The organism is Streptomyces sp. DI166, from assembly GCF_900091315.1.
Taxonomy (GTDB): domain Bacteria; phylum Actinomycetota; class Actinomycetes; order Streptomycetales; family Streptomycetaceae; genus Streptomyces; species Streptomyces fuscus.
This window is the reverse complement of record NZ_FLSP01000030.1, coordinates 67,119-86,432: the sequence shown is the minus strand read 5'-3', so window position 1 is coordinate 86,432 and position 19,314 is coordinate 67,119. Positions and strand designations below refer to the sequence as shown.

The 19,314-nt window shown below is 70.6% G+C and carries 24 protein-coding genes, 1 tRNA gene and 1 pseudogene; 16 read left to right on the top strand and 10 right to left on the bottom strand.

What is annotated here, in order from left to right:
* Positions 1–410: 410 nt before the first annotated feature.
* Both GA0115233_RS17175 and GA0115233_RS17170 read right to left on the bottom strand, forming a co-directional pair.
* The gene (locus GA0115233_RS17175; protein ID WP_093721104.1) at positions 411–812 is read right to left on the bottom strand and encodes a PIN domain-containing protein; all 402 of its coding nucleotides are present in this window, start codon (positions 810–812) and stop codon (positions 411–413) included.
* Entirely contained in the window at positions 809–1,057 is a 249-nt protein-coding gene (locus tag GA0115233_RS17170; protein WP_037678403.1) for a hypothetical protein, read from the bottom strand. Before GA0115233_RS17170 ends, GA0115233_RS17175 begins: the two co-directional genes overlap by 4 nt.
* A gap of 788 nt (positions 1,058–1,845) precedes the next feature.
* On the opposite strand from GA0115233_RS17170, the gene GA0115233_RS17165 reads away from it, so the two are divergent.
* From GA0115233_RS17165 to GA0115233_RS17145, 5 genes are all read left to right on the top strand, one after another.
* Entirely contained in the window at positions 1,846–2,460 is a 615-nt protein-coding gene (locus GA0115233_RS17165) for a hypothetical protein (RefSeq protein WP_255310241.1), read from the top strand.
* Between the two features lie 173 nt (positions 2,461–2,633).
* Complete coding sequence (locus tag GA0115233_RS17160; RefSeq protein ID WP_255310240.1) at positions 2,634–2,921, top strand: ribbon-helix-helix domain-containing protein; 288 nt, start codon at positions 2,634–2,636, stop codon at positions 2,919–2,921.
* Positions 2,918–3,343: a hypothetical protein gene (locus GA0115233_RS17155; RefSeq protein ID WP_093721101.1), complete on the top strand. Its 426-nt coding sequence runs from the start codon at positions 2,918–2,920 to the stop codon at positions 3,341–3,343. The genes GA0115233_RS17160 and GA0115233_RS17155 overlap by 4 nt, the downstream gene beginning before the upstream one ends.
* 191 nt (positions 3,344–3,534) lie before the next feature.
* The gene (locus GA0115233_RS17150) at positions 3,535–4,176 is read left to right on the top strand and encodes a hypothetical protein (protein ID WP_093721100.1); all 642 of its coding nucleotides are present in this window, start codon (positions 3,535–3,537) and stop codon (positions 4,174–4,176) included.
* 106 nt (positions 4,177–4,282) lie between these two features.
* A complete protein-coding gene (locus GA0115233_RS17145; RefSeq protein ID WP_093721099.1) occupies positions 4,283–4,771 on the top strand; it encodes a hypothetical protein in 489 nt (162 codons plus the stop codon).
* A 15-nt stretch (positions 4,772–4,786) separates the two neighbouring features.
* On the opposite strand, the gene GA0115233_RS17140 is transcribed toward GA0115233_RS17145, so the two are convergent.
* Positions 4,787–5,224 carry a VOC family protein gene (locus tag GA0115233_RS17140; protein ID WP_093721098.1) on the bottom strand — a complete coding sequence of 146 codons (438 nt, stop codon included), beginning with the start codon at positions 5,222–5,224 and terminating at the stop codon, positions 4,787–4,789.
* Positions 5,225–5,361: 137 nt separating this feature from the next.
* Here GA0115233_RS17140 and GA0115233_RS17135 point away from each other — a divergent pair, with 137 nt between their 5' ends.
* Entirely contained in the window at positions 5,362–5,913 is a 552-nt protein-coding gene (locus GA0115233_RS17135; protein WP_093721097.1) for a DUF4396 domain-containing protein, read from the top strand.
* Between the two features lie 121 nt (positions 5,914–6,034).
* Here the strand turns inward: GA0115233_RS17135 and GA0115233_RS17130 are convergent, their stop codons facing one another.
* From GA0115233_RS17130 to GA0115233_RS17110, 5 genes and pseudogenes are all read right to left on the bottom strand, one after another.
* Entirely contained in the window at positions 6,035–7,744 is a 1,710-nt protein-coding gene (locus GA0115233_RS17130; RefSeq protein ID WP_093721096.1) for a copper resistance CopC/CopD family protein, read from the bottom strand.
* A gap of 102 nt (positions 7,745–7,846) precedes the next feature.
* Positions 7,847–8,209 (bottom strand): annotated as a pseudogene (locus GA0115233_RS17125) (SDR family NAD(P)-dependent oxidoreductase); the annotation flags it as partial.
* Between the two features lie 73 nt (positions 8,210–8,282).
* A complete protein-coding gene (locus GA0115233_RS17120) occupies positions 8,283–8,762 on the bottom strand; it encodes a cupin domain-containing protein (protein ID WP_093721095.1) in 480 nt (159 codons plus the stop codon).
* A 19-nt stretch (positions 8,763–8,781) separates the two neighbouring features.
* On the bottom strand, positions 8,782–9,327 hold the full coding sequence (locus tag GA0115233_RS17115; RefSeq protein ID WP_255310239.1) for a GNAT family N-acetyltransferase: 546 nt from the start codon (positions 9,325–9,327) through the stop codon (positions 8,782–8,784).
* A 109-nt stretch (positions 9,328–9,436) separates the two neighbouring features.
* The gene (locus tag GA0115233_RS17110) at positions 9,437–11,497 is read right to left on the bottom strand and encodes a penicillin acylase family protein (RefSeq protein ID WP_093721093.1); all 2,061 of its coding nucleotides are present in this window, start codon (positions 11,495–11,497) and stop codon (positions 9,437–9,439) included.
* A 104-nt stretch (positions 11,498–11,601) separates the two neighbouring features.
* On the opposite strand from GA0115233_RS17110, the gene GA0115233_RS17105 reads away from it, so the two are divergent.
* The 4 genes from GA0115233_RS17105 to GA0115233_RS17095 all read left to right on the top strand — a co-directional run bounded on the left by GA0115233_RS17105 (position 11,602) and on the right by GA0115233_RS17095 (position 14,110).
* Positions 11,602–12,312, top strand: a complete 711-nt coding sequence (locus tag GA0115233_RS17105) for a siderophore-interacting protein (RefSeq protein WP_093721092.1) — start codon at positions 11,602–11,604, stop codon at positions 12,310–12,312.
* Positions 12,313–12,408: 96 nt separating this feature from the next.
* On the top strand, positions 12,409–12,990 hold the full coding sequence (locus tag GA0115233_RS17100) for an HhH-GPD-type base excision DNA repair protein (RefSeq protein ID WP_093721091.1): 582 nt from the start codon (positions 12,409–12,411) through the stop codon (positions 12,988–12,990).
* Between the two features lie 124 nt (positions 12,991–13,114).
* Positions 13,115–13,399 (top strand): hypothetical protein, encoded by a 285-nt coding sequence (locus GA0115233_RS40630; RefSeq protein WP_141689526.1) that lies wholly within the window; start codon positions 13,115–13,117, stop codon positions 13,397–13,399.
* Between the two features lie 450 nt (positions 13,400–13,849).
* Complete coding sequence (locus GA0115233_RS17095) at positions 13,850–14,110, top strand: hypothetical protein (protein ID WP_093721090.1); 261 nt, start codon at positions 13,850–13,852, stop codon at positions 14,108–14,110.
* 31 nt (positions 14,111–14,141) lie between these two features.
* Here the strand turns inward: GA0115233_RS17095 and GA0115233_RS17090 are convergent, their stop codons facing one another.
* Positions 14,142–15,767: a helicase HerA-like domain-containing protein gene (locus tag GA0115233_RS17090; protein ID WP_093721089.1), complete on the bottom strand. Its 1,626-nt coding sequence runs from the start codon at positions 15,765–15,767 to the stop codon at positions 14,142–14,144.
* Between the two features lie 104 nt (positions 15,768–15,871).
* Here GA0115233_RS17090 and GA0115233_RS17085 point away from each other — a divergent pair, with 104 nt between their 5' ends.
* Both GA0115233_RS17085 and GA0115233_RS17080 read left to right on the top strand, forming a co-directional pair.
* The gene (locus GA0115233_RS17085; RefSeq protein WP_003999914.1) at positions 15,872–16,168 is read left to right on the top strand and encodes a type II toxin-antitoxin system VapB family antitoxin; all 297 of its coding nucleotides are present in this window, start codon (positions 15,872–15,874) and stop codon (positions 16,166–16,168) included.
* Positions 16,169–16,305: 137 nt separating this feature from the next.
* Positions 16,306–16,926: a LytR C-terminal domain-containing protein gene (locus tag GA0115233_RS17080; protein WP_093721088.1), complete on the top strand. Its 621-nt coding sequence runs from the start codon at positions 16,306–16,308 to the stop codon at positions 16,924–16,926.
* A gap of 30 nt (positions 16,927–16,956) precedes the next feature.
* Here the strand turns inward: GA0115233_RS17080 and upp are convergent, their stop codons facing one another.
* Positions 16,957–17,592, bottom strand: a complete 636-nt coding sequence (gene upp, locus GA0115233_RS17075) for a uracil phosphoribosyltransferase (RefSeq protein ID WP_093721087.1) — start codon at positions 17,590–17,592, stop codon at positions 16,957–16,959.
* A 93-nt stretch (positions 17,593–17,685) separates the two neighbouring features.
* Here upp and GA0115233_RS17070 point away from each other — a divergent pair, with 93 nt between their 5' ends.
* From GA0115233_RS17070 to GA0115233_RS17055, 4 genes are all read left to right on the top strand, one after another.
* Positions 17,686–17,871 carry a hypothetical protein gene (locus GA0115233_RS17070; RefSeq protein ID WP_093721086.1) on the top strand — a complete coding sequence of 62 codons (186 nt, stop codon included), beginning with the start codon at positions 17,686–17,688 and terminating at the stop codon, positions 17,869–17,871.
* A gap of 242 nt (positions 17,872–18,113) precedes the next feature.
* Positions 18,114–18,641, top strand: coding sequence for a tRNA adenosine deaminase-associated protein (locus tag GA0115233_RS17065; protein WP_093721085.1), 528 nt, complete (start codon positions 18,114–18,116; stop codon positions 18,639–18,641).
* 56 nt (positions 18,642–18,697) lie between these two features.
* Positions 18,698–19,129, top strand: coding sequence for a tRNA adenosine(34) deaminase TadA (tadA, locus tag GA0115233_RS17060; protein WP_255310238.1), 432 nt, complete (start codon positions 18,698–18,700; stop codon positions 19,127–19,129).
* Positions 19,130–19,174: 45 nt separating this feature from the next.
* Positions 19,175–19,259, top strand: a tRNA-Ser gene (locus tag GA0115233_RS17055).
* Positions 19,260–19,314: the final 55 nt, after the last annotated feature.

Here is a 19,314-nt window from a genome sequence, read left to right as displayed (position 1 = left end):
CCCGTGAACCCAGGTGAACGCCCCCGAACGCACGCCGCCACCCCACCACCACAGTTGGAAAGCGTGTTGGGGGCAACCCCTCACGAGTTCGAATCTCGTATCCTCCGCAGCCGCCTGAACAGGCGAAACGAAGAGCCGGACCGCTCACTGCGATCCGGCTCTTCGGCATGCCCTGGTTGCAGTTTCAGTTGCATTGATAGGCGACATTTAGGACACATCCTCAAGCAGGCAAGGCGCACGCTCAGTCCCTCCAGGGCGACCGACGCAGACCCTGAGGAGCTATGGCACCGAACGCGGTCATGCCCCCGCGTCCGTCGATGCCTCATGCACCCATCGCGGGCTGACCTGCGGCGACTCTGATTTCTGCGGATCCACGCGGATCTGCCCATGGCCCCGGGGCGATGTCGCGGTTACAGCCCGATCATCCGGACCTTGCTGCCGCACAGCCGGGTCAGGTCGTCGACATCCGACGTGAGGATGGCGACCGGGCCAGGCTGACGCAAAGCCGCTTCCGCGACGGTGGCATCGATCGCGTACTTGTGTCCGTGCAGACCGGCGCCCTTGAGCAGTTGTGCCGCCGCCTTGGCCGTCGCCTCCGTGACCGGCTCCACCTTGACCCGGGAGAGCGCCCATTGCAGTCGGGGCAGGTTCACCCTGGCGTGACTCACCTCCGCGATGGTGTTGGCGCTGACGACAAGGTCCGCTCCCATGTCGTGGAGCACCTGGAACATCGCCAGAACCTTCCGGTCCTGCGCCACCCAGGCCGACAGCCCCTCACTGTCCAGGACGACGGTCTCGATGTGCCCGCTCACGCGGCGCTCGCGCCACCGGCGGCCTGCGTCGTACCGAAGATCCGCGCCCGCGCCTCGGCCAGCTCTTCCTCGCTGAAGGCCCCGTGCTCGTCTGTGTGGCTACGCAGGTCGGCCCCCAGGAGCTGGTGCCGGATCTGCCTGGCGACCGCTTCGGCCACGTAGCCGGAGATGTTGTCCGTGATCTTCTTGAGCTCCGCCACCTGCTCGGTGGGGAGTGTCACCGTGATGCGTGTGGTGTCAGCCATACCGCGAGCATACTGCGGTATGCGCGCTGTGTGCTGCCTTTCCTCCGCTGTCGGTCCGGTCAGCGGCAATCGCGGCGACTGTCAGGTCGAGCAGGGGATCAGCCGGGCAGTTGTACGACGCACAGGGACTTGTCCAGCGGCTCGACACAGGCAGCCCTGGGCCATGGCACGTAGCCCTCTCAACGCACAGCAGTGGGTTGAGGGGAAGCCGGCCGGCTTCCCATGGTGATCGCGCGCCGCAGAATGAGCCGGTGATAGCAGCCGTGATCATCATCCTGTGCCCGCTGATGATGTCGCTTCTGGGCGTCATTCTGGCTACCGACTGCCGGGGTGGCGGGATGCGGCGGCCAAGGCGCACGGGGGAGTCTGGAGCAACGGCTATTCCAAGGCCTACGCGACCTTCCGTTACGTAGGACTGATGGCGGCGTGGATGGGAGCCGTTTTCACTGTGGGAGCCACAGCCCTCGTGATCTTCATCCACGCGAGGTAGTAGCACCCTGCGAGAGGGAGTCGGTCGGTTGACATCACCGGCTGACACCAACAGGCGCGGACAGTGCCGACCAACGCCGGACGGCAACGGATGGTCACCCAGGGACACCGGGCGGTTGGCCGACGTTGCCGACTCCCTGTCGGCGACCCCGTCACTGAGGCGGGGGCGTGGTGCCATGGGGCGGGGTCGCAGGTCACGGGTTGTCGGACCCGACGGCTACAGTCCGGCCATGCTGCTGCCGCAACCTGTCGATGGGGCGAAAGGCCCGTACGATGCCGGCTACCTCCCCCGCTTTGAGATGAAGTTCCACCCGGCCGAGGAGCCCATCACCGAGCCAGTCGCCAAGCTGGGCGGTGATCCCATATGGCTGGACGAGCCCTGCTGGCCAGTGCACCCCGGCACGCGGGAGCCACTGGACTTCATCGGGCAGTTCCCCGTTCCCGGGGAGCCCGGCGACGAGCGACGTATGGCGTACCTCTTCCTGTCGTACGACGACTACGAGACCGGCGGCATGGCCGCTGAAGACGGCGAAGCCGTCCTGCTCATCCAGCCCGGCGGCCGGACCCCCGGCTTTGCCGCCATCGGACCGAGCGGGACGAAGGGGCGCTCCCTATGGCGCTTCGGCCCCAATGAGGAGCAGGTGCCTGTCGAGTTCCGGATCGACCTAATGCCGGTACCGGACGAGGTGGAGCAGGAGTTGGAGGCGTACGGCACCGTCGACGCTAACGACTACCTCGGCGGCCGACCCGTCTACCCCGACTGGGCCGGTGTCGAGGCGCCATGGCGCTTCTACTTCTGTCTGGCGGGCACCGACCTCGACGAGCAGTACTACCTGAACTTCGCCCATGGCTACGGATACGCCTACCTCAGCCCAGACCGTCTGGAGGGCCGCTTCAGCTGGGAAGCAGCTTAGGACCGCGCCACCGCCTCAGTGTCCGTCTCATTCAGCACCGTTCACGGTCGTTCAGACGAGACCGAAGCCGGCAGTTTCCCAGCAATCAGCATCAAGGAGACTCCGGGAGCATCCATCCGCATCCTGGGCCCGACTGGGGCAGGAACCCTGGTATGGGTGCTTACACCAGGAGCATGGTCTCCAGTATGGCGACGAAGAAAGTCACGGTGACGATCCCGGAGGAACTCCTCGACGAGATCCGCGCCGACGCGGCTGAGCGGGGACTTTCGGCATATGTAACCGAAGCACTGCGATTCAAGCGCGATCGGGACCGGCTGCTGGAGCTGGTCGACTGGCTGCAGGAAGAACACGGGCCGGTCACCGCAGACGAGCGCGCGGCAGCCCTCGCAGAGCTGGACGATCTCGACGCCGAGCACGAGCGCCGCCACTCCGCCGGAGAACACGGTGGAGAGGCCGCGTGAAGAAGCGCGCCGGTGAGCACAGGAAGCGGCCACTGCGCGTCTTCGTGCTCGACTGCGAGGCCCTGTCCCTCGCTGTGCGCGGCGACCGCAGGATGATCGCCTGGCTCGGCCTCGCGGCTGAGGGTGAGGCCGAGGTGGTGACGTCTCCGATGACCCTGGTCGAGGCGTACGACGGCAGGACCACCGAGCAGCGCTGGGACTGGGTGCTCTCCCGCCTCAAGGTCGCCGACATCGGAAAGGACGAGGCCCGTCAGGCCCGGCGTCTCTTGGCCAAGGCCAAGCTGCACGGTCACAAGTACGCGATCGGTGCCGTGCTCGCTGTCATCGCACGTCAGCAGAAAGGGCAGGTCACAGTCTTCACCTCGGACGTGGACGACCTGGAGAGGCTCCTCCCGGACACCATCGTCGTCAAGAAGGTGTGACTCAGCACCCTGGCACGGTTTCCGTCTCGGTGGGGATCTCCGGCTCAGTCTTCGCGCGTACACCCTCCGCAGCTTTTGCGGCCACAGGCCCAAGGCCGTTTGCGTCTCGGGAACGACGACTGGTCAGGGCGAAGGTCCGAGGATGGTGCGGGCGGTGCTTCTCCGCCCTCTCACCCAGCTCGGGAGATCCCATGAGGCCTGTGCGTTCCATCCCCCATGCCCGCAAGGCGGCGGCAGTGGCCGCGATCATTACCGTGGCGGCGGCCTCGCCCACCTCGGCCACTGGCGGCACGGCCGGCGGGCGGTCGTCGCACGCGAGTGTGACCGGGGCGGGCGAGTTCAGGTTGCCGTATCTGGATGACGCCGACATCCGCTCGTTCACGTTCGACGCGCACGCCGCCCCCTACAGCAGACCGCTCCCCGGCGTACCCACCGGCTTACCGACCGACGCGTACGGCACGGTGACCGTCTCCCACTACTCCGCGGAAAGGGACGTCACCTACACCGCCGAGGGCACAGTGGACTGCCTGGTGACCGCGCCGGGCAGCGCGACAGTGACCGCGGTCATCTTCAAGGTGAGCGCAGGAGGGCCGGACTGGGTGGGCAGGCGGCTGGGGTTCAGCGTCCATGACGCCGGCGGGGGCAAGCCGGGGCGGGCGTCCCGTGACCGGGTGGGATTCTCCTGGGCGGACGGCGTGAACACCACGTACACGGAGGAAGGCGGTACGGAGTTCTCGGTGGGGCCGTGCATGGCGCCTGCCGCCTTCGCGCCCGTCACCAGCGGCGGGTACCGGGTCCGGCACACCGACCTGCCGCCGTGGCCGACGGGCTGAACCTCCGCAGCCGCGCTCGGTTCACTACGCCCAGGAATACTGTCGCTTGGACCGCGACCTGGCAGCACTCCAGAAACACCGCGCGGCGATGGCAGGAGGGGGCCCGGTGACCGGCGATGTGCAGAACTTGCTGTGCTGGCGAGGGCCGGTTTCGGTGAATGTGTTCGTTGTCGGTGCCGGGAACGCTCCCTTGCCGAGGGAGGCTTTTCGGCTGGTCGGGATGGTGCCCGATGCCGTGCTGGCCTTTCCCCTGCTCGGGCAGCCGGAGCGCGTTGAGCGGCTTGGGCTGGTGTCCTATGACATCGACTTCAATGATCGTTCGGTCGATCTGCGTGAGTACACGGGTGCGGCGCTTCGGCGGCTGTCTGAGGGGGCACGGGCCGTGGCTTGGGCCGCCTTTGAAGGGTCGTTTCACTATGACCGCCTGCTCGCTGGTTCGGTGGCCCATCAGGTCTACGGCTACTGCGTGAGCGGTGGCGACGCGGTGGTCGAGTGGGACTCCGAGAGGCTGCGGAGTGAGGCGTGGCGGCGGGGGGTCGGTGAGGCGCGGGGGGCTCTGGATGAGTTGTTGGGCGGGGGCGAGACGGGGCGCTGATCCGTCCCCCGTCGCTCAGTCCAGGCAGAACTCGTTCCCCTCGATGTCCCGCATCACGATGCACGACTCGTAGTCGGCGTCCGCGCGCAGGAGGCGTTCGCGGGTGGCGCCCAGGGCGGTCAGGCGGGCGCACTCCGCTTCCAGGGCCGCCAGCCGTTCCTCGCCCGTCAGGCCCGTGGCCACTCGGACGTCCAGGTGGACGCGGTTCTTGACGGTCTTGTTCTCCGGGACCCGCTGGAAGTAGAGGCGGGGGCCGACCCCCGTCGGGTCCACGCAGGCGAAGCCCTCGCCCTGGTGGACCGGGAGCAGGGAGCGGTCGTAGTCCTGCCAGGTCGCGAAGCCCTTGGGGGGCGGCGGGATTTCGTAGCCCAGGACCTCGCACCAGAAGCGGGCCAGGCGTTCCGGGTTCGCGCAGTCGAAGGTGACCTGGAACTGCTTGATCGACGTCGGCATCCGGACACCATACGGAGCCGCTCCTGACGTTCGCCGCAGATTTTTCCGGCGTCGCTGAATACCCCTGGGGGGTATATGGTTGACCTCAGTGGTCCGGGAGACACGGGCTACGTCTATTGGGGAATGGGGGCTCCACCATGGATCACAGCGGTCACAGCCACGGAGGGCACGGCGGCCAACCCGACCACGGCACTCGCAGTGCCCAGCACGTCGGTCAGCACGCTCACCACGGTGATCACTCCGCGCATCTGTCCGGCGCCAGTTGGGCCATGGCCGTCAAGGCCACCCTGCACTGCCTCACCGGGTGTGCCATCGGTGAGATTCTCGGGATGGTGATCGGTACCGCCCTCGGATGGGGCAACGTGCCGACCATGGTGCTCGCGATCGGGCTCGCGTTCCTCTTCGGGTACTCCTTCACCCTCTTCGCCGTCCGGCGCGCCGGGCTCGACCTGCGGGCCGCCGTCAAGGTCGCCCTCGCCGCCGACACCGTCTCCATCGCCGTCATGGAGCTCGTGGACAACGCGATCATCGCGCTCACGCCCGGTGCCATGGAGGCCCAGCTCGACGACGGGCTCTTCTGGGGCGCCCTTCTCGGTGGGTTCGCGGTCGCCTTCGTGATCACCACGCCCGTCAACAAATGGATGATCGGGCGGGGCAAGGGGCATGCCGTCGTGCACGCCTATCACTGAGCCGGAGGCCGGGAGCCGGAGGCCGGAGGCCGGGAGCCGGAGGCCGGAGGCCGGGAGCCGGAGGCCGGGAGCCGGGAGCCGGGAGCCGGAGGCCGGGAGCCGGAGGCCGGGGGCAAAAGGATCAGGTGATCTCTATCGTTCGCTCCACCGTCACCTGGTCGATCTCCGACACCCGCACCGTCACCTTCATCGTCCACGTCCCGGCCAGCGGCAGGTTCACGAAGCTGTTGCCCCAGTAACCGCCCTTGTCCGTCAGGCCCGCGTCCAGCGGGCCTATGTCCTGGGCGGTGTTCGTGAAGGACACCTTCAGTTCCGGCACCGTCGCCAGGCCGCCGTCCGCCGCGAAGACCACCGCCTGGAGGGAGTTGTCGCCCACCCGGCCGGGGTCGAGGGTGATTTCCACCTTGCCGGAACCGCCGGGGGTGCCCACGTCGAAGGGGACCGTGACCGCGACCGTGCCGCCCACCGGTCGCGAGGTCTCCGCCCCGGCGCCCGCCTCCGCCACCGCCCTGCCCGGCACGGTCGCCGTGAGCACCGTGGTGAGCACCAGGACCACCACGCCCACCGCCACCTCGGCCAGTACCGAGCGGCGCAGGGCACGGTGGTCGGGGGCCGGCGGCGCCGGGGGTTCCGAAAGCTCCGGCAACGGCGGGCCGCCCACGGGTTCCGGGACCCGGACGACTGGGGCCTGCGCCCTCGCCAGGCTCCGAGTCCAGCTCCGGGACACCGCCGCGGCCCCCAGCAGCAGGACCACCGCCACCAGCTTGAACGTCAGCAGGCGGCCGTACGTCGTCTCCGTCAGCGCGTTCCAGGAGCCCAGGCCCCGCCAGGACTGGTAGACACCCGTCACGACCAGCACCGCCACCGACGCGAACGCCAGGCGGGAGAAGCGGGTGACCGTTTCGGGGGTCAGGGCCCTGCCACGCAGGGTCAGCGCCATCGCCGCCAGACCGCCCAGCCATACCGCCGTCGCCAGCAGGTGCAGTACCGCCGACGTCATCGCCACCGGGACCTGGATACCCGCCGAGGCGTGGTCCGACGCCGCCCAGGTGGCGGCCAGGGCAACCGCCGTCACCCCGCCCAGTACGGGTACGTACTTCAGGCGGCGACGCACCAGCCAGCCCGCCGCCACCAGCATCAGCAGTCCCAGTCGCGCCAGCAGCGCCCACCCCGGGCGGCCCTGGAGGGTACGGGTCAGGGCGTCCACGGAGAAGGCTGCCCCCAGGCCCTCGCCCGACTCGTACGGGCCCCGCAGGAAGAACAGCGCCACTGTCGCCGCCGTCAGCGTCCACCAGGCGATCAGCGCCGGGCGGCGCAGCGGTGCCGTGTCCCCGGGGCGGCACACCACGACGAACACCGCCGTGCCGATCAGCACGCACACCGACAGGTACGCCAGATAGCGCGCCATCTTGTGCAGGGCCGCCGTCGTCGGGTCCTCCGTGGGGCCCGCGTCGACCACGGCCGGGGTGGGGGACGGCTTGCCGACCGAGAAGGTGAACGCGCCCGAGACCGGGTGGCTGTCCTCCGAGACCACCCGCCAGGCCACCGTGTACGTGCCCTCGTCCATCTTCCGGGGCAGGGCGACACGGGCGGTGTCGGAGTCGCCGCCGTGCTCGGCCGCTCCCACGCGCAGGCGGCGGCCGTCGGGGCCGATCACGCGTACCGAGTCGTCGAGCAGGCCGACCGACTCGGTGAAGGTCAGGGTGAGCTGGCGGGGCGCGGTACGGAGGACGGAGCCGTCCGCCGGGTCGGTGCCTCGGAGCGCCGCGTGCGCCGACGCCGGTCCCGCGCCGCCGAGGACGAGCAGGACCAGCACGGCTGCCAGCAGCACCAGCCCTTGAACTCCGCGCCGTCGGACCACGTCGTCTCTCCGTCTTCGCCGGTCTGCGCCATGAGGATACGTACGTACGCGACCGGCTCGGCACTCACCCGTTCACCAGGTGGGCCGCGCGGTGGCCCCTCCGTCGACGACCAGGTCGTGGCCGGCGATCCAGGAGGCCAGCGGCGACGCCAGGAACACGCACGCGTCCCCGACGTCCTCCGGGCGCCCGAGCCGCCCCACGGCCGACGCCTCCCGCCGGCGTCGTACGCCCTCCGGCCAGGCCTCGGCCAGGCCGTCCCGTTCGATCAGGCCGGGCGAGACCGTGTTGACGCGGATGCCGTCGGGGCCGTACTCCTGGGCAGCCGCGCGGGCGTGCATCACGACCGCGGACTTGGCGGCCGCGTAGTGCGCGTGGCCCGGTGCGGGCATCCGTGCCTCGACGGAGGCGACGTGGGTGACGGTGCCGCCGCCCCGAAGCGCCGGGCGATGCCCGAGCCGATGCCGCCGCCCGCCCCGGTGATCAGCGCGACCTGTCCTTCCAGCAGTCTCATGGGCGGCACAGTCGCACGATCCGCTCGGCCTCGTGCGGATAGCGGGCCAGCAGGCTCTCCGCGTCGCCGTGCTCGTAGTCCTCGTAGGTGAAGCCGGGCGCCATCGTGCAGCCGAAGAAGGTCCACGCGCCGCCGTCCACCACCCGCGCGCCCATCCAGGTGCCCGCGGGGACGGTCAACTGCGGTTGCTGGCCGTGCAGTATGTCCGGGCCCAGGGCGAGGGTGCGGGAGGTGCCGTCGGGGGCGAGGAGCAGCATCTCCAGGGGGTCGCCGAGGTAGAAGTGCCAGACCTCGTCGCCGGTGAGGCGGTGCAGTGCGGAGAAGTCGCCCGGCTCGGCGGTGAGCAGGGCGACTATCGCGGTGCCCGAGGGGCGTCCGTCCGGTCGCGCGGGGCCTTCCCAGGTACGGCGGAACAGGCCGCCCTCGCACGGTATCGGCTCCAGGCCGTAGTGGGCGACTAAGTCTTCCGGCGTCATTTCGCGGAGTCTTCCGGCGTCATCTCGCGAAGGCTACCTCCCGGCGCAGGAAGGCGAGTTGGGCCTTCTTCTCGGGCAGGTGGACGTCCGGGAGGTCGATCTCGGGGAGCGTGACGAGCGGGCCCGTCTCGAAGCCCTGCTTCAGGAAGCGGGCGACGGCCCTGTCGTTGGCGGCGTCGGGGTCGACGACCACGCGCTTGCGGTCCAGGGTCAGGAAGACGTACGCGGTGACGGCCTTGAGCAGCGCGGTCGTCCAGCCGGGGCGGGCACCCTCGGGGCCGGCGGGGGCGAGCAGCAGGTGGACGCCGATGTCGCCGGGCTCGACCTCGTAGCACTCGCTTACCCGGTCGGCCTCGGGCTCGTAGGTCTGGAGGAGGCCGGCGGGGACACCGTCGCGCTGGAGGAGGAAGGCGTGGTGGGTGTCGAGGGTGTCCAGGTGGGCGTAGATCTCGGCGACCCGGTCGCGGGTGAGGCCGTTCATGCCCCAGAAGGAGGCGCGTTCCTCGCTCACCCAGGCGTGCACGATGTCGGCGTCCGCCTGCGGGTCCAGGCGCAGGATGCGCACGGTGCCGAATCCTTCGACCGGCTGCTCGTGGACCGGTTCGCGGGGCGCAGAGACCGGTCTGTTCGGCTCGGACACCGATTCACGCGGCTCACACACCGATTCAAGCGGCTCAGACATCGGTTTCCTTCTCCAGTCGGTCGAAGTCGGTGATCACGGGGATCAGGTCTCCCCGCGTCCACAGGGGCAGTTGGTCGCGGTGGTGAGGGGTGCCGGGCTGCCCGGAGGCGCCGAACGGGACCGCCCACAGGCTGTGTTCGCGGTTCGCCAGGTCCCAGACGTAGCGGGCGGCGGGGCCGCGGGCGGCGAGGTCGGTGAGGCCGGGAACGGCGGAGGTGCACAGCACGCAGTCGTGGTCGCCGGAGAGGGCGGGCTCGTCGTACTCGGCCGGGATCGCCCGCCAGGGGGCGAGCCGGTGGGTGTCGCCCCAGGTGCCGGTGGGCGGGTCGGCGGCCACCTCCTCCAGGGCGGCGCGCACCTCCTCGGGGCGGTCGACGCCGTACAGCTTCTCGGCGCGCAGCAGGTGGGCGAGGGCGTAGGCGATGCGCGGGACGAGGGCCAGCCAGGGGAGCAGGACCTCGGGGTAGGCGGGCGGGGTGGTCAGGGCGGCGAAGGCGGGGTGGGCGGCCAGGCGGCGGACGAGGGCGGTGCGTACGGCCGCGTAGAGGGCGGCGGGACGGCTGTCGGCGTCCATGCGGCGGTCCCAGGCGAGGAGGGTCTCGCGGAGGCGGGCCGCCTCGGGGGTGAGGCCGTCGAGGGCGGCGACGTGGTCCAGCAGGGGGGCCGCGGAGCCCAGGTAGGTGTCGGTGTGGACGGCCGCCATGTCGCCGGGGGCCCAGCGCTGCGACTCCGCGAGCAGGGCGGTGATGCGGTCGGCGCGGTGCGGGGCGGCGAACTCGACGCCGAGGGGCTCGGCGAGGCCGCGCTGGTTGGCCATGACGGCGACTCCGTCGGTCAGACCGCCGTACGGCGTCTCGTGCCAGCCCTGCCACTCGTGGCCGGGCTCCCAGGCGGGGACCAGGCGGACGCCGTTGACGGCGGCCCGGCGCGGGACCTTTCCGGCGACGCGGTGAAGGACGCCGCCCTCGGTGTCGGCGGCCTGGACGACGTTGACCGGCTCGGCCCAGTGGTCGAAGGCGCGGTCCACGTCGGCGGTGTTGCGGGCGCGCAGCAGCGGCAACAGGGCGCCGAAGCCGAGGTCGGCGGTGACGCGGGGCGGGTAGCGCAGGCTGATGGCGCAGTCGGCGTCGGAGCCGTCGTCGAGTCCTTCGGGGCCGCCGATGATCACCGGGCCGCGGTCGGTCTCGATGATCTCGACCTCGACCGGTGCCTCGCCGGAACCGGCCACCTCGATCGTCTCGGTGTGCCGGGCGGCCCGGCGCCACACGCCGTCCGGGCCGAGGGCCTCCACGCCCGCGCCGGTGCGGCGCAGCCGCTCCCGGTACAGGTCCTGGTAGTCGGACATGGCGTTGGTGATGGCCCAGGCGACGGAGCCGGTGTGGCCGAAGTGGGCCATGCCGGGGATGCCGGGGACGGCGAGGCCGACGACGTCGAACTCCGGGCAGGACAGGTGGATCTGCTGGTAGACGCCGGCGTCCTCGATGAACCGGTGCGGGTCGCCCGCGATGATCGGCCGGCCGGTGACCGTGCGCTCGCCGCTGACCAGCCAGCCGTTGCTGCCGGAGGTGCCGGGGCCGTCGGTGGCGAACAGGCCCACGGCCTCCTCACCGAGGTGCCGGACCGCCTGCTCGCGCCAGAGCTTGGCGGGGAAGCCCGCGAAGAGGATGTGGATGCCGAGCCAGATACCGAGCGGGGTCCAGGGCTCCCAGCGGCCGGGCGTGCCGAGCGGGAGGCTCGCCCCGGTGAGGCCCTCGTTGACGCCGTCGACGTAGGCGCGCACCCAGTCGGCCGTCTCCGGGTCCTCGCGCTCCAGCTCCGTCCAGCAGCGGCGGGCGGTGTCGTCGAGGCGGGTGCGGCGTACGAAGCGGTCCCAGGGCAGGTGGTCCGGGCCGAGCAGGGCGGCCGAGGTGCCCTCGGCGCGGCGGCGCTCCACCTCCAGCTGCCAGGCCCGGTCGAGGGCGGTGACGCGGCCCTGGGCGCGGGCGAGTTCGCGCACGTCGTCGGCGCGCAGATGGGGGATGCCCCAGGCGTCGCGGTAGATCGCTGCGGTCACCGGTCGCCCTCCTGTTCCTGACACTGACCTGTCCCTGACACTGAGCTTTAGGTTAGGCTTGCCTAACTTTGACGCCGGAATAGTACGCGAAGGGTGAAGAGCCGATGGGGCAGGGGCACGGTTGGCAGGGGACGGTCCTGAAACTGATGGGCGCCAAGGACTTCGAGTTCACGGTCACGGGCGCGGAGGACGTCACCCCCGACTACCGGCGGCTCCACCTCACCGACGGCGGCATGCTCGCGGCCACCGGGGTCCACCCGACGATGTGGGTGCGGCTGTGGTTCGAGAACAACGGCAAGCCGCACCAGCGGGCGTACACGCTGGTCGACCCGGACGTCGAGGCGGGCACCTTCAGCCTGGAGTTCGCGCTGCACGAGGGGGTGGCCAGCGACTGGGCGCGCTCGGCGAAGGCCGGGGCCACGGTCGAGGCGACCGTCCAGGGCACCGGCTTCCAGCACCCGAGCCCCGAGCCGTCGCACGTCTTCGCCATGGCGGACCCGGCGTCCCTGCCCGCACTGAACTCCCTCCTGGACGCGCTGGGCTCGGCCCCGGCGACGATCTGGTTCGAGGGAAGCCTCGACGGGCTGCCCTTCCGCGGCGACCGGTCCCGGCACGAGGTGCACGAGGTCGTACGGCACGGGCTCGTCGACGCGGTCCGCACGGGCCTGCCCGACCTGCTGAAGGGCACGGAGCACCCGTACGTCTGGATCGCCTGCGACACGGTGACCACCCGCTCGCTGTCCTCCTACGCCCGCAAGGAGCTGGGCGTCGCCAAGGACCGGATGCACGCGCTGGGGTACTGGCGCGCGACCTGAGCCGGGACGTACGGGAGGTACTGGCGCGCGACCCGAGCCGGGACGTACGGGAGGTACTGGCGAGCGACCCGAGCCGGGACGCGGGATCATCGACCCATGGACGTCACCCTTCACCTCGCCCAGGAGCCCGAGGCCGACGAGCTGCTCGGGCGCAGTCCGCTCGCCGCGCTGGTCGGGATGCTGCTGGACCAGCAGGTTCCGATGGAGTGGGCGTTCAAGGGTCCCCGTACGATCGCGGACCGGCTCGGCGCGGAGGATCTGGACGCGCACGAGATCGCCGTGCAGGACCCGGAGGCCTTCGCGGCCCTGCTGTCGGACAAACCGGCGGTGCACCGCTACCCGGGGTCCATGGCCAAGCGCATCCAGCAACTGTGCCAGTACCTGGTCGAGCACTACGACGGCAACGCCGAGCTGGTCTGGAAGGGCGTGTCCGACGGCCGGGAACTGCTCCGCCGCCTGGAGGAACTCCCCGGCTTCGGCAAGCAGAAGGCCCAGATCTTCCTCGCCCTGCTGGGCAAGCAGCTCGGGGTGACCCCGAAGGGGTGGCGGGAAGCGGCGGGCGCGTACGGCGAGGCCGGGTCCTACCGGTCGGTGGCGGACATCACCGGGGCGGAGTCACTGGGGAAGGTACGGGCGTACAAGCAGGAAATGAAGGCGGCGAAGCGCTCCGCCAAGTAGGGCGGGCCGAGTCGCGCAGTTCCCGACGCCTCCCTAGGCAGAACTCCACGCTGTCCGTACGCCGTGCGGGCGGATCTCGGTGCCGCGCGAAGGAGTCGGCGGGTGCGCCGGGGACACGACATGCGTGAGCACCGCACGTCGCCTTTCGCGCAGCCGAGCCTGGCTGCGGGCGTTCGTTCTGCTGCTCGCCCTCGCCGTACCGGCGGCACCGGCCGGGGTGCCGGTGGTGGAGGTCGTCGAGTACGACGTCCTGGACGCGGCGGTACGCCCGGCGGCGGTCCGCCGAGTCTCTTCCCCGGCCCCCGCCCCCGCCGCACGCCCGCGCCCCGCGCCGCGCCCTCGAACGGCACTTCCGTCCCCGCGCCCCCACACCCCGCCCGGCCAGCGCTCGGTGATCCTTCGCTGCTGATGGAACCGGTCCACCCGCGTCCCTCCATCAGCACGTCGAAGGAGCACCCCCATGCCCACAGACCCCTACGCCGTCCTGCGCGCCCTGCTGCGCGCCGAAGCCGCCCGCAGCGCGTCGAGGCCGCAGCCGGTCGAGCAGAGCAAGAAGCCCTCCGAGGGCGCCAGTCGCTGAGCCTCCGGCGGAGGCGGACCCGCCGCCTCCGCCACGCCCCGTATATCTGCACTCCCAGAGCGTGGAAAGAACGGCTCCCCGCCGAAAGACTCGGGTGTCGAAACCTGTCGCCCGAATCCGAGGGAGCTGTCAGTGAACCTGCAGCGCAAGTTGGCGTCGATGGCGCTTGCCGGTGGACTGGCGGTGAGCGGGCTCGCGGCGACCGCGACACCCGCCTCGGCAGTAGGAGGGTGTGACTCCGACCAGCTGTGCCTTTACCGCAGCACGAACTTCCGGACCATGGCTCTCGAAACCACGAGGACCTTCGACTGCTGGGAGCTCATCGAATACGGCCTCACGTATCCGTGGAACGGCATCAGCTCCTACGTGAACAACCTCCCGTTCAAGGCGACGCTCTGGGAGAGGTCCGGCTCGCTCTGGCTCGAAGCCGCGACGATCCGGTCGGGCGGCTCCTCCAGCAACTCGACCACGCACTACGGGTTCACCCACTCGGAGTACATCTGCACCGGTGGCGCCGACCCGCGCGACTTCTTCTCCTAGAAAGCCGCTGAACCGCCCGGCGGAAGCGGGTCTACCGCCTCCGTCGGGCCGTGCCGAAGACCGAGCGGGTGATTTCGCGGCCGATCTGGGTGCCGATGGAGCGGGCCAGGGACTTGAACATGCCGCTGCCCATGACCTGCTCCGCCATCGAGCGGTCCTCCTCCTGCTTCGGGCGGCGGCGCTGCTCGGCCCGCTTCGGCTCCGGTCGGACCTCGTCCGGGCCCTTGCCCCTGACCTCGTCCGGGCCCTTGCCCGCCTGTGGGCGCTGGAGTTTCTCGTACGCCGATTCCCTGTCCACAGCCTGTGCGTAACGGTCGTACAGGGGTGACGACGTCACCGCCTGCTGGAGGGCCGTCGCCTCGACGGGGGCCATCAGGGACTCGGGGGCCCGCAGGCGGGTGGCCGCCACCGGGGTCGGGGCGCCCTTCTCGCTCAGGACCGTGACCACGGCTTCGCCGGTGCCGAGGCCGGTGAGGAGTTCCTCCAGGTCGTAGCCGGAGTTGGGGAAGGTCTTCACCGTGGCCTTCAGGGCCTTCTGGTCGTCCGGGGTGAAGGCGCGCAGCGCGTGCTGGACGCGGTTGCCCAACTGGGCGAGGACGTCGGCGGGTACGTCCTTCGGGGTCTGTGTGACGAAGAAGACGCCGACCCCTTTCGAGCGAATGAGGCGCACGGTCTGCGTGATGGAGTCCAGGAACGCCTTGGACGCGTCGTTGAAGAGCAGGTGCGCCTCGTCGAAGAAGAACACCAGCTTCGGCTTGTCGGCGTCGCCGACCTCGGGCAGGTCGTGGAAGAGATCGGCGAGCAGCCACATCAGGAACGTCGAGAAGAGCTGCGGCTTGTCCTGGACCGCAGCCAGTTCCAGGACCGAGACCATGCCCCGCCCGTCCTGCGCCGTCCGCAGGAACTCCGCCGTGTCGAACTCCGGCTCGCCGAAGAAGTCGCCCATTCCCTGCGCCTCGAAGGCCGTCAGGGAGCGCAGGATGACGCCCGCCGTCGCCGTGGACAGGCCGCCGATGTTCTTCAGTTCCGCCTTGCCCTCGTCGGAGGTGAGGAAGGCGACCACCGCCCGCAGGTCCTTGAGATCGACCAGCTCCAGGCCCTTGGTGTCGGCGTAGTGGAAGATCAGGCCGAGGGACTGCTCCTGGGTCTGGTTCAGCTGGAGGACCTTGGCCAGCAGTACGGGTCCGAAGCTGGTGATCGTGGCCCGGACCGGGATGCCGTGGCCGAGTCCGCCGAGGGCGTAGAACTCCGCGGGGAAGCCGGTCGGCGTCCACTCCTGGTGCACCTCGGCGGCGCGCCCGGAGATTTTCTCACCCGGCTTTCCCGGCGCCGAGATCCCGGAGAGGTCGCCCTTGATGTCGGCGAGGAAGACGGGCACGCCCTGTGCCGAGAGCTGTTCGGCGATCAGCTGGAGCGTCTTGGTCTTGCCGGTTCCGGTGGCGCCGGCCACCAGGCCGTGCCGGTTGAGCATCGGCAGCGGCACCCGGATCTGCGCGTCGGCCAGGCACTTGCCGTCCCACATCAGGGCGCCGAGGTCCAGGGCGGGACCGGTGAAGGCGTATCCGGAGGCGATCTCCAGAGCCGGCGCGGGGAGGGCCGGGGCGCTGCCGGGCTTCTCCGGAGCGGCGGCCGAGGGCATGGTTTCGCGGTCACTCATCTCAGGCACCTGTTCCGATTCGACCCGGTATGCAGACGTTTTTCCAGCGTCGCACTCCGGCGCCATGGCTGCGCCCGGAACGTCGGGACCGGTAGGCTTTCCGTGTGATCTTCAAGCGCATCGGAAACGGCCGGCCGTACCCCGACCACGGCCGGGAGAGCACCCGGCAGTGGGCGGACGTCGCACCGCGCCCGGTCCGCCTCGATCAGCTCGTGACGACCAAGGGGCAGCTCGACCTGGAAACCCTCCTCGCCGAGGACTCCACGTTCTACGGCGACCTCTTCGCCCACGTGGTGAAGTGGCAGGGCGATCTGTACCTGGAGGACGGTCTGCACCGGGCGGTCCGCGCGGCGCTCCAGCAGCGCCAGGTGCTGCACGCACGCGTGCTTGAGCTGGACTAGAACCGGCTCGTCACGTGCTCCCCCGGTGAAGGTTTGGCCCTTTCGGGTTCTCCTGACCGGTCTCGAATGATCATCTAGTAGGCATCATCGCCCCGGCGCACTACGCTGCGCCCATGAGCATGCTGACTCCCCCCGGCATGGGCGGCCAGTACCGGATCACGGGGGACAAATACCCGCGAATGCGCCGACCCCGGCGGCGCGGCAGGCTCGTGCTGATGACGGTCGCCTCCGTGACCGTGCTCGGCGTGCTCGGCTGGGGCACGCTCCAGCTCATCGACGTCTTCACCGGCGACGGCGGCAAGGCCTCGGCGGCCGGTCCCAAGGCGGACTGCGGGACCAAGGTCAGCCCCTCGCCCACGGTGCGCGCCGCCGCCCTGCCCAAGCCCGGCCGGATCACCGTCAACGTGCTGAACGCCACGCCCGTCAGCGGCCTCGCCAAGAAGACCGCGGACGAGCTGGAGAAGCGCGGCTTCAAGATCGGCGAGGTGGGCAACGCCACCAAGGAGTACGACAAGAAGGTCAAGGGCGCCGGCGTCCTGCTCGGCCCGCCCTCGGCCCTCGACACCTCGCTCCCGGTGCTGGCCACCCAGCTCACCGGCGCCGAGCGCCGTACCGACCCCGGCCGCAAGGGCGAGGAGGTCGACCTGATCATCGGCAGCGGCTTCAAGAAGCTCACGACGAAGGCGGACGCCGACAAGGCCCTGGCCGCACTGGCCAAGCCCGAGCCGACGCCCGCCGCGTCGAAGAAGTCCTGCTGAGAACCGAAGTCCGCAGAGAACCCGAGGGGCCTATTCGGCCGCCCCGTACATCCGGTCACCCGCGTCGCCGAGGCCCGGCACGATGTAGCCGTGCTCGTTGAGCCGCTCGTCCACCGAGGCCGTGACCACGGTGACCGGCGTGCCCGCCAGCTCCCGCTCCATGACCTCCACGCCCTCGGGCGCGGCGAGCAGCACCACGGCCGTCACATCGTCCGCGCCGCGCTTGATCAGCTCCTGGATGGCCGCGACCAGGGTGCCGCCGGTGGCCAGCATCGGGTCCAGGACGTAGACCTGCCGCCCGGAGAGGTCCTCCGGCATGCGGGTGGCGTAGGTGGACGCCTGGAGCGTCTCCTCGTCGCGGATCATGCCCATGAAGCCGACCTCGGCGGTGGGCAGCAGCCGGACCATGCCCTCCAGCATCCCGAGCCCGGCCCGCAGGATCGGCACGACCAGCGGACGGGGGTGGGACAGCTTGACGCCGGTGGTCCGCTCGACCGGGGTCTGGATGTCGACCTGTTCGGTGCGGACGTCCCGCGTGGCCTCGTAGGCGAGCAGGGTGACCAGCTCGTCGGCCAGCCGCCGGAACGTCGCGGAGTCGGTGCGCTGGTCGCGCAGCGTGGTGAGCTTGTGGGCGACCAGCGGGTGGTCGACGACGTGGAGACGCATGTCCCTAACAGTAACCGTGCCGGGACACACCTCGCGCTGGCATCAAACCGCCCATCAGAGGGAAAGTGGGAGGGACGTACTGGGGGTGTGCATATGCCTGACAGTGAGTTCCTGGAGGACCCCGCGCCGCCGGAGACCGACGCGGAACGCCGACGCCGCCGCGCCCTGTTCCTGCGGGAACTGGCCGAGGCCAGGGAGCTGCGCGAACGGGTGCAGCCCCGCCGCGCCAAGGCCGCGCGGCTGCGCCACGCCATGCGCATGCGCACGTTTCGCTGGTAGGGCATTCGGCCCCGCTCCGCCCGCAGTTGGGCCGCCTGGTGCGTGGAGCGTGCCGCGGTCCGCGTACGATCCCGCTGGTGGACGATCAAAACGGGCGGACACAGGGAGCCGAAGACGTCCCCTGAACGCCTTGTTTCTGCCACGATTCCGAGTGGGTGGGGCTCGGAGCCCGCTCCTCCCGCCCGCAACCTCCGCCGGGGGGACCCCCAACCGGCACGCCTATGACCAGTGGGAGAGTCACGGTGTACTTCGCCGCACTGCTCGCGCGCACCGAAGACGGGTGGGAAGCGAGCGACACAGAGCTCGACGATGTGGAGACCCTGTCGGATCTGGCCGACCTGGCCCGTGAAGCCTCCCCCGAGGACGACACGGTGCTGGTGCTGATCGAGCAGGAGGACGCCTGGTTCGGCGTCGTCCGGATCGACGGCGAGGACGACCCTCGTATCTACGTCTCGGACGCCGCCGCCGCTGCCCGCAGCAGTTACGGCGAGATCCTGCTCACCGACGAACTGCTCGGGAGGGAGCCCGGCGACGACGGCGCCGACCTGGACTCCCTCGACCTCGACGGTACGGAGGAGCCGGACGGCGACTCCGACGACGAGGACGGCCCCGCCTCCGAGGCGGTCCCGCACGCTCCCGTCGGCGACAGCGAGATCCTCGACGACCTGGGCGTCACCGAGAAGGAGCTGAAGGCCCTGGACGCCGATGACGCGCTGGGGGCCATCGCCGAGGCCCTGGGCGCCGCGGAGGTCCTGGAGACCGTCCGCTGACCCCGACCGAACCCGCGGGTCCCTCCGACCCGGTACGCGACCGCTGGCGGGCCGCCATGCGCCTCGCCCTGGACCAGGCCGCACTGGCCGTCCGGGGCGGGGACGTGCCCGTCGGCGCCGTCGTGCTGTCCCCGGACGGTACGACGGTGCTCGGGGCCGGTCACAACGAGCGCGAGGCCACCGGCGACCCGACCGCGCACGCGGAGGTCCTGGCGATCCGCCGGGCCGCCGCGCAGCTCGGCGAGTGGCGGCTGACGGGCTGCACGCTGGTCGTCACGCTGGAGCCGTGCACCATGTGCGCGGGCGCGCTGGTGCAGTCCCGGGTGGACCGGGTCGTCTACGGCGCCCGCGACGACAAGGCCGGCGCCGCCGGTTCCCTCTGGGACGTCGTCCGCGACCGCCGCCTCAACCACCGCCCCGAGGTCATCGAGGGCGTACTGGCCGAGGACTGCGCCGCACTGCTCACGGACTTCTTCCGGAACCGATGAATACCGATTTCTGAGCACGGGCCCCCGTGCTGTAAGGTCTCCCTCGGTAGCGTGTCCGAGCGGCCGAAGGAGCTCGCCTCGAAAGCGAGTGTGGCGCAAGTCACCGAGGGTTCAAATCCCTCCGCTACCGCAGGTAGACGAAGGGTCCGGTTCCTCGAACCGGACCCTTCGCGCATCTCCGTCTC

Coding starts and splice junctions, on each gene's coding strand:
- GA0115233_RS17170 (WP_037678403.1), bottom strand. CDS start 1,057: ATGGCTGACACCACACGCATCACGGTGACACTCCCCACCGAGCAGGTG.
- GA0115233_RS17165 (WP_255310241.1), top strand. CDS start 1,846: ATGAAGTTCCACCCGGCCGAGGAGCCCATCACCGAGCCAGTCGCCAAG.
- GA0115233_RS17160 (WP_255310240.1), top strand. CDS start 2,634: ATGGTCTCCAGTATGGCGACGAAGAAAGTCACGGTGACGATCCCGGAG.
- GA0115233_RS17150 (WP_093721100.1), top strand. CDS start 3,535: ATGAGGCCTGTGCGTTCCATCCCCCATGCCCGCAAGGCGGCGGCAGTG.
- GA0115233_RS17140 (WP_093721098.1), bottom strand. CDS start 5,224: ATGCCGACGTCGATCAAGCAGTTCCAGGTCACCTTCGACTGCGCGAAC.
- GA0115233_RS17135 (WP_093721097.1), top strand. CDS start 5,362: ATGGATCACAGCGGTCACAGCCACGGAGGGCACGGCGGCCAACCCGAC.
- GA0115233_RS17120 (WP_093721095.1), bottom strand. CDS start 8,762: ATGACGCCGGAAGACTTAGTCGCCCACTACGGCCTGGAGCCGATACCG.
- GA0115233_RS17105 (WP_093721092.1), top strand. CDS start 11,602: ATGGGGCAGGGGCACGGTTGGCAGGGGACGGTCCTGAAACTGATGGGC.
- GA0115233_RS17100 (WP_093721091.1), top strand. CDS start 12,409: ATGGACGTCACCCTTCACCTCGCCCAGGAGCCCGAGGCCGACGAGCTG.
- GA0115233_RS17095 (WP_093721090.1), top strand. CDS start 13,850: ATGGCTCTCGAAACCACGAGGACCTTCGACTGCTGGGAGCTCATCGAA.
- GA0115233_RS17090 (WP_093721089.1), bottom strand. CDS start 15,767: ATGAGTGACCGCGAAACCATGCCCTCGGCCGCCGCTCCGGAGAAGCCC.
- GA0115233_RS17080 (WP_093721088.1), top strand. CDS start 16,306: ATGGGCGGCCAGTACCGGATCACGGGGGACAAATACCCGCGAATGCGC.
- upp (WP_093721087.1), bottom strand. CDS start 17,592: ATGCGTCTCCACGTCGTCGACCACCCGCTGGTCGCCCACAAGCTCACC.
- GA0115233_RS17070 (WP_093721086.1), top strand. CDS start 17,686: ATGCCTGACAGTGAGTTCCTGGAGGACCCCGCGCCGCCGGAGACCGAC.
- tadA (WP_255310238.1), top strand. CDS start 18,698: ATGCGCCTCGCCCTGGACCAGGCCGCACTGGCCGTCCGGGGCGGGGAC.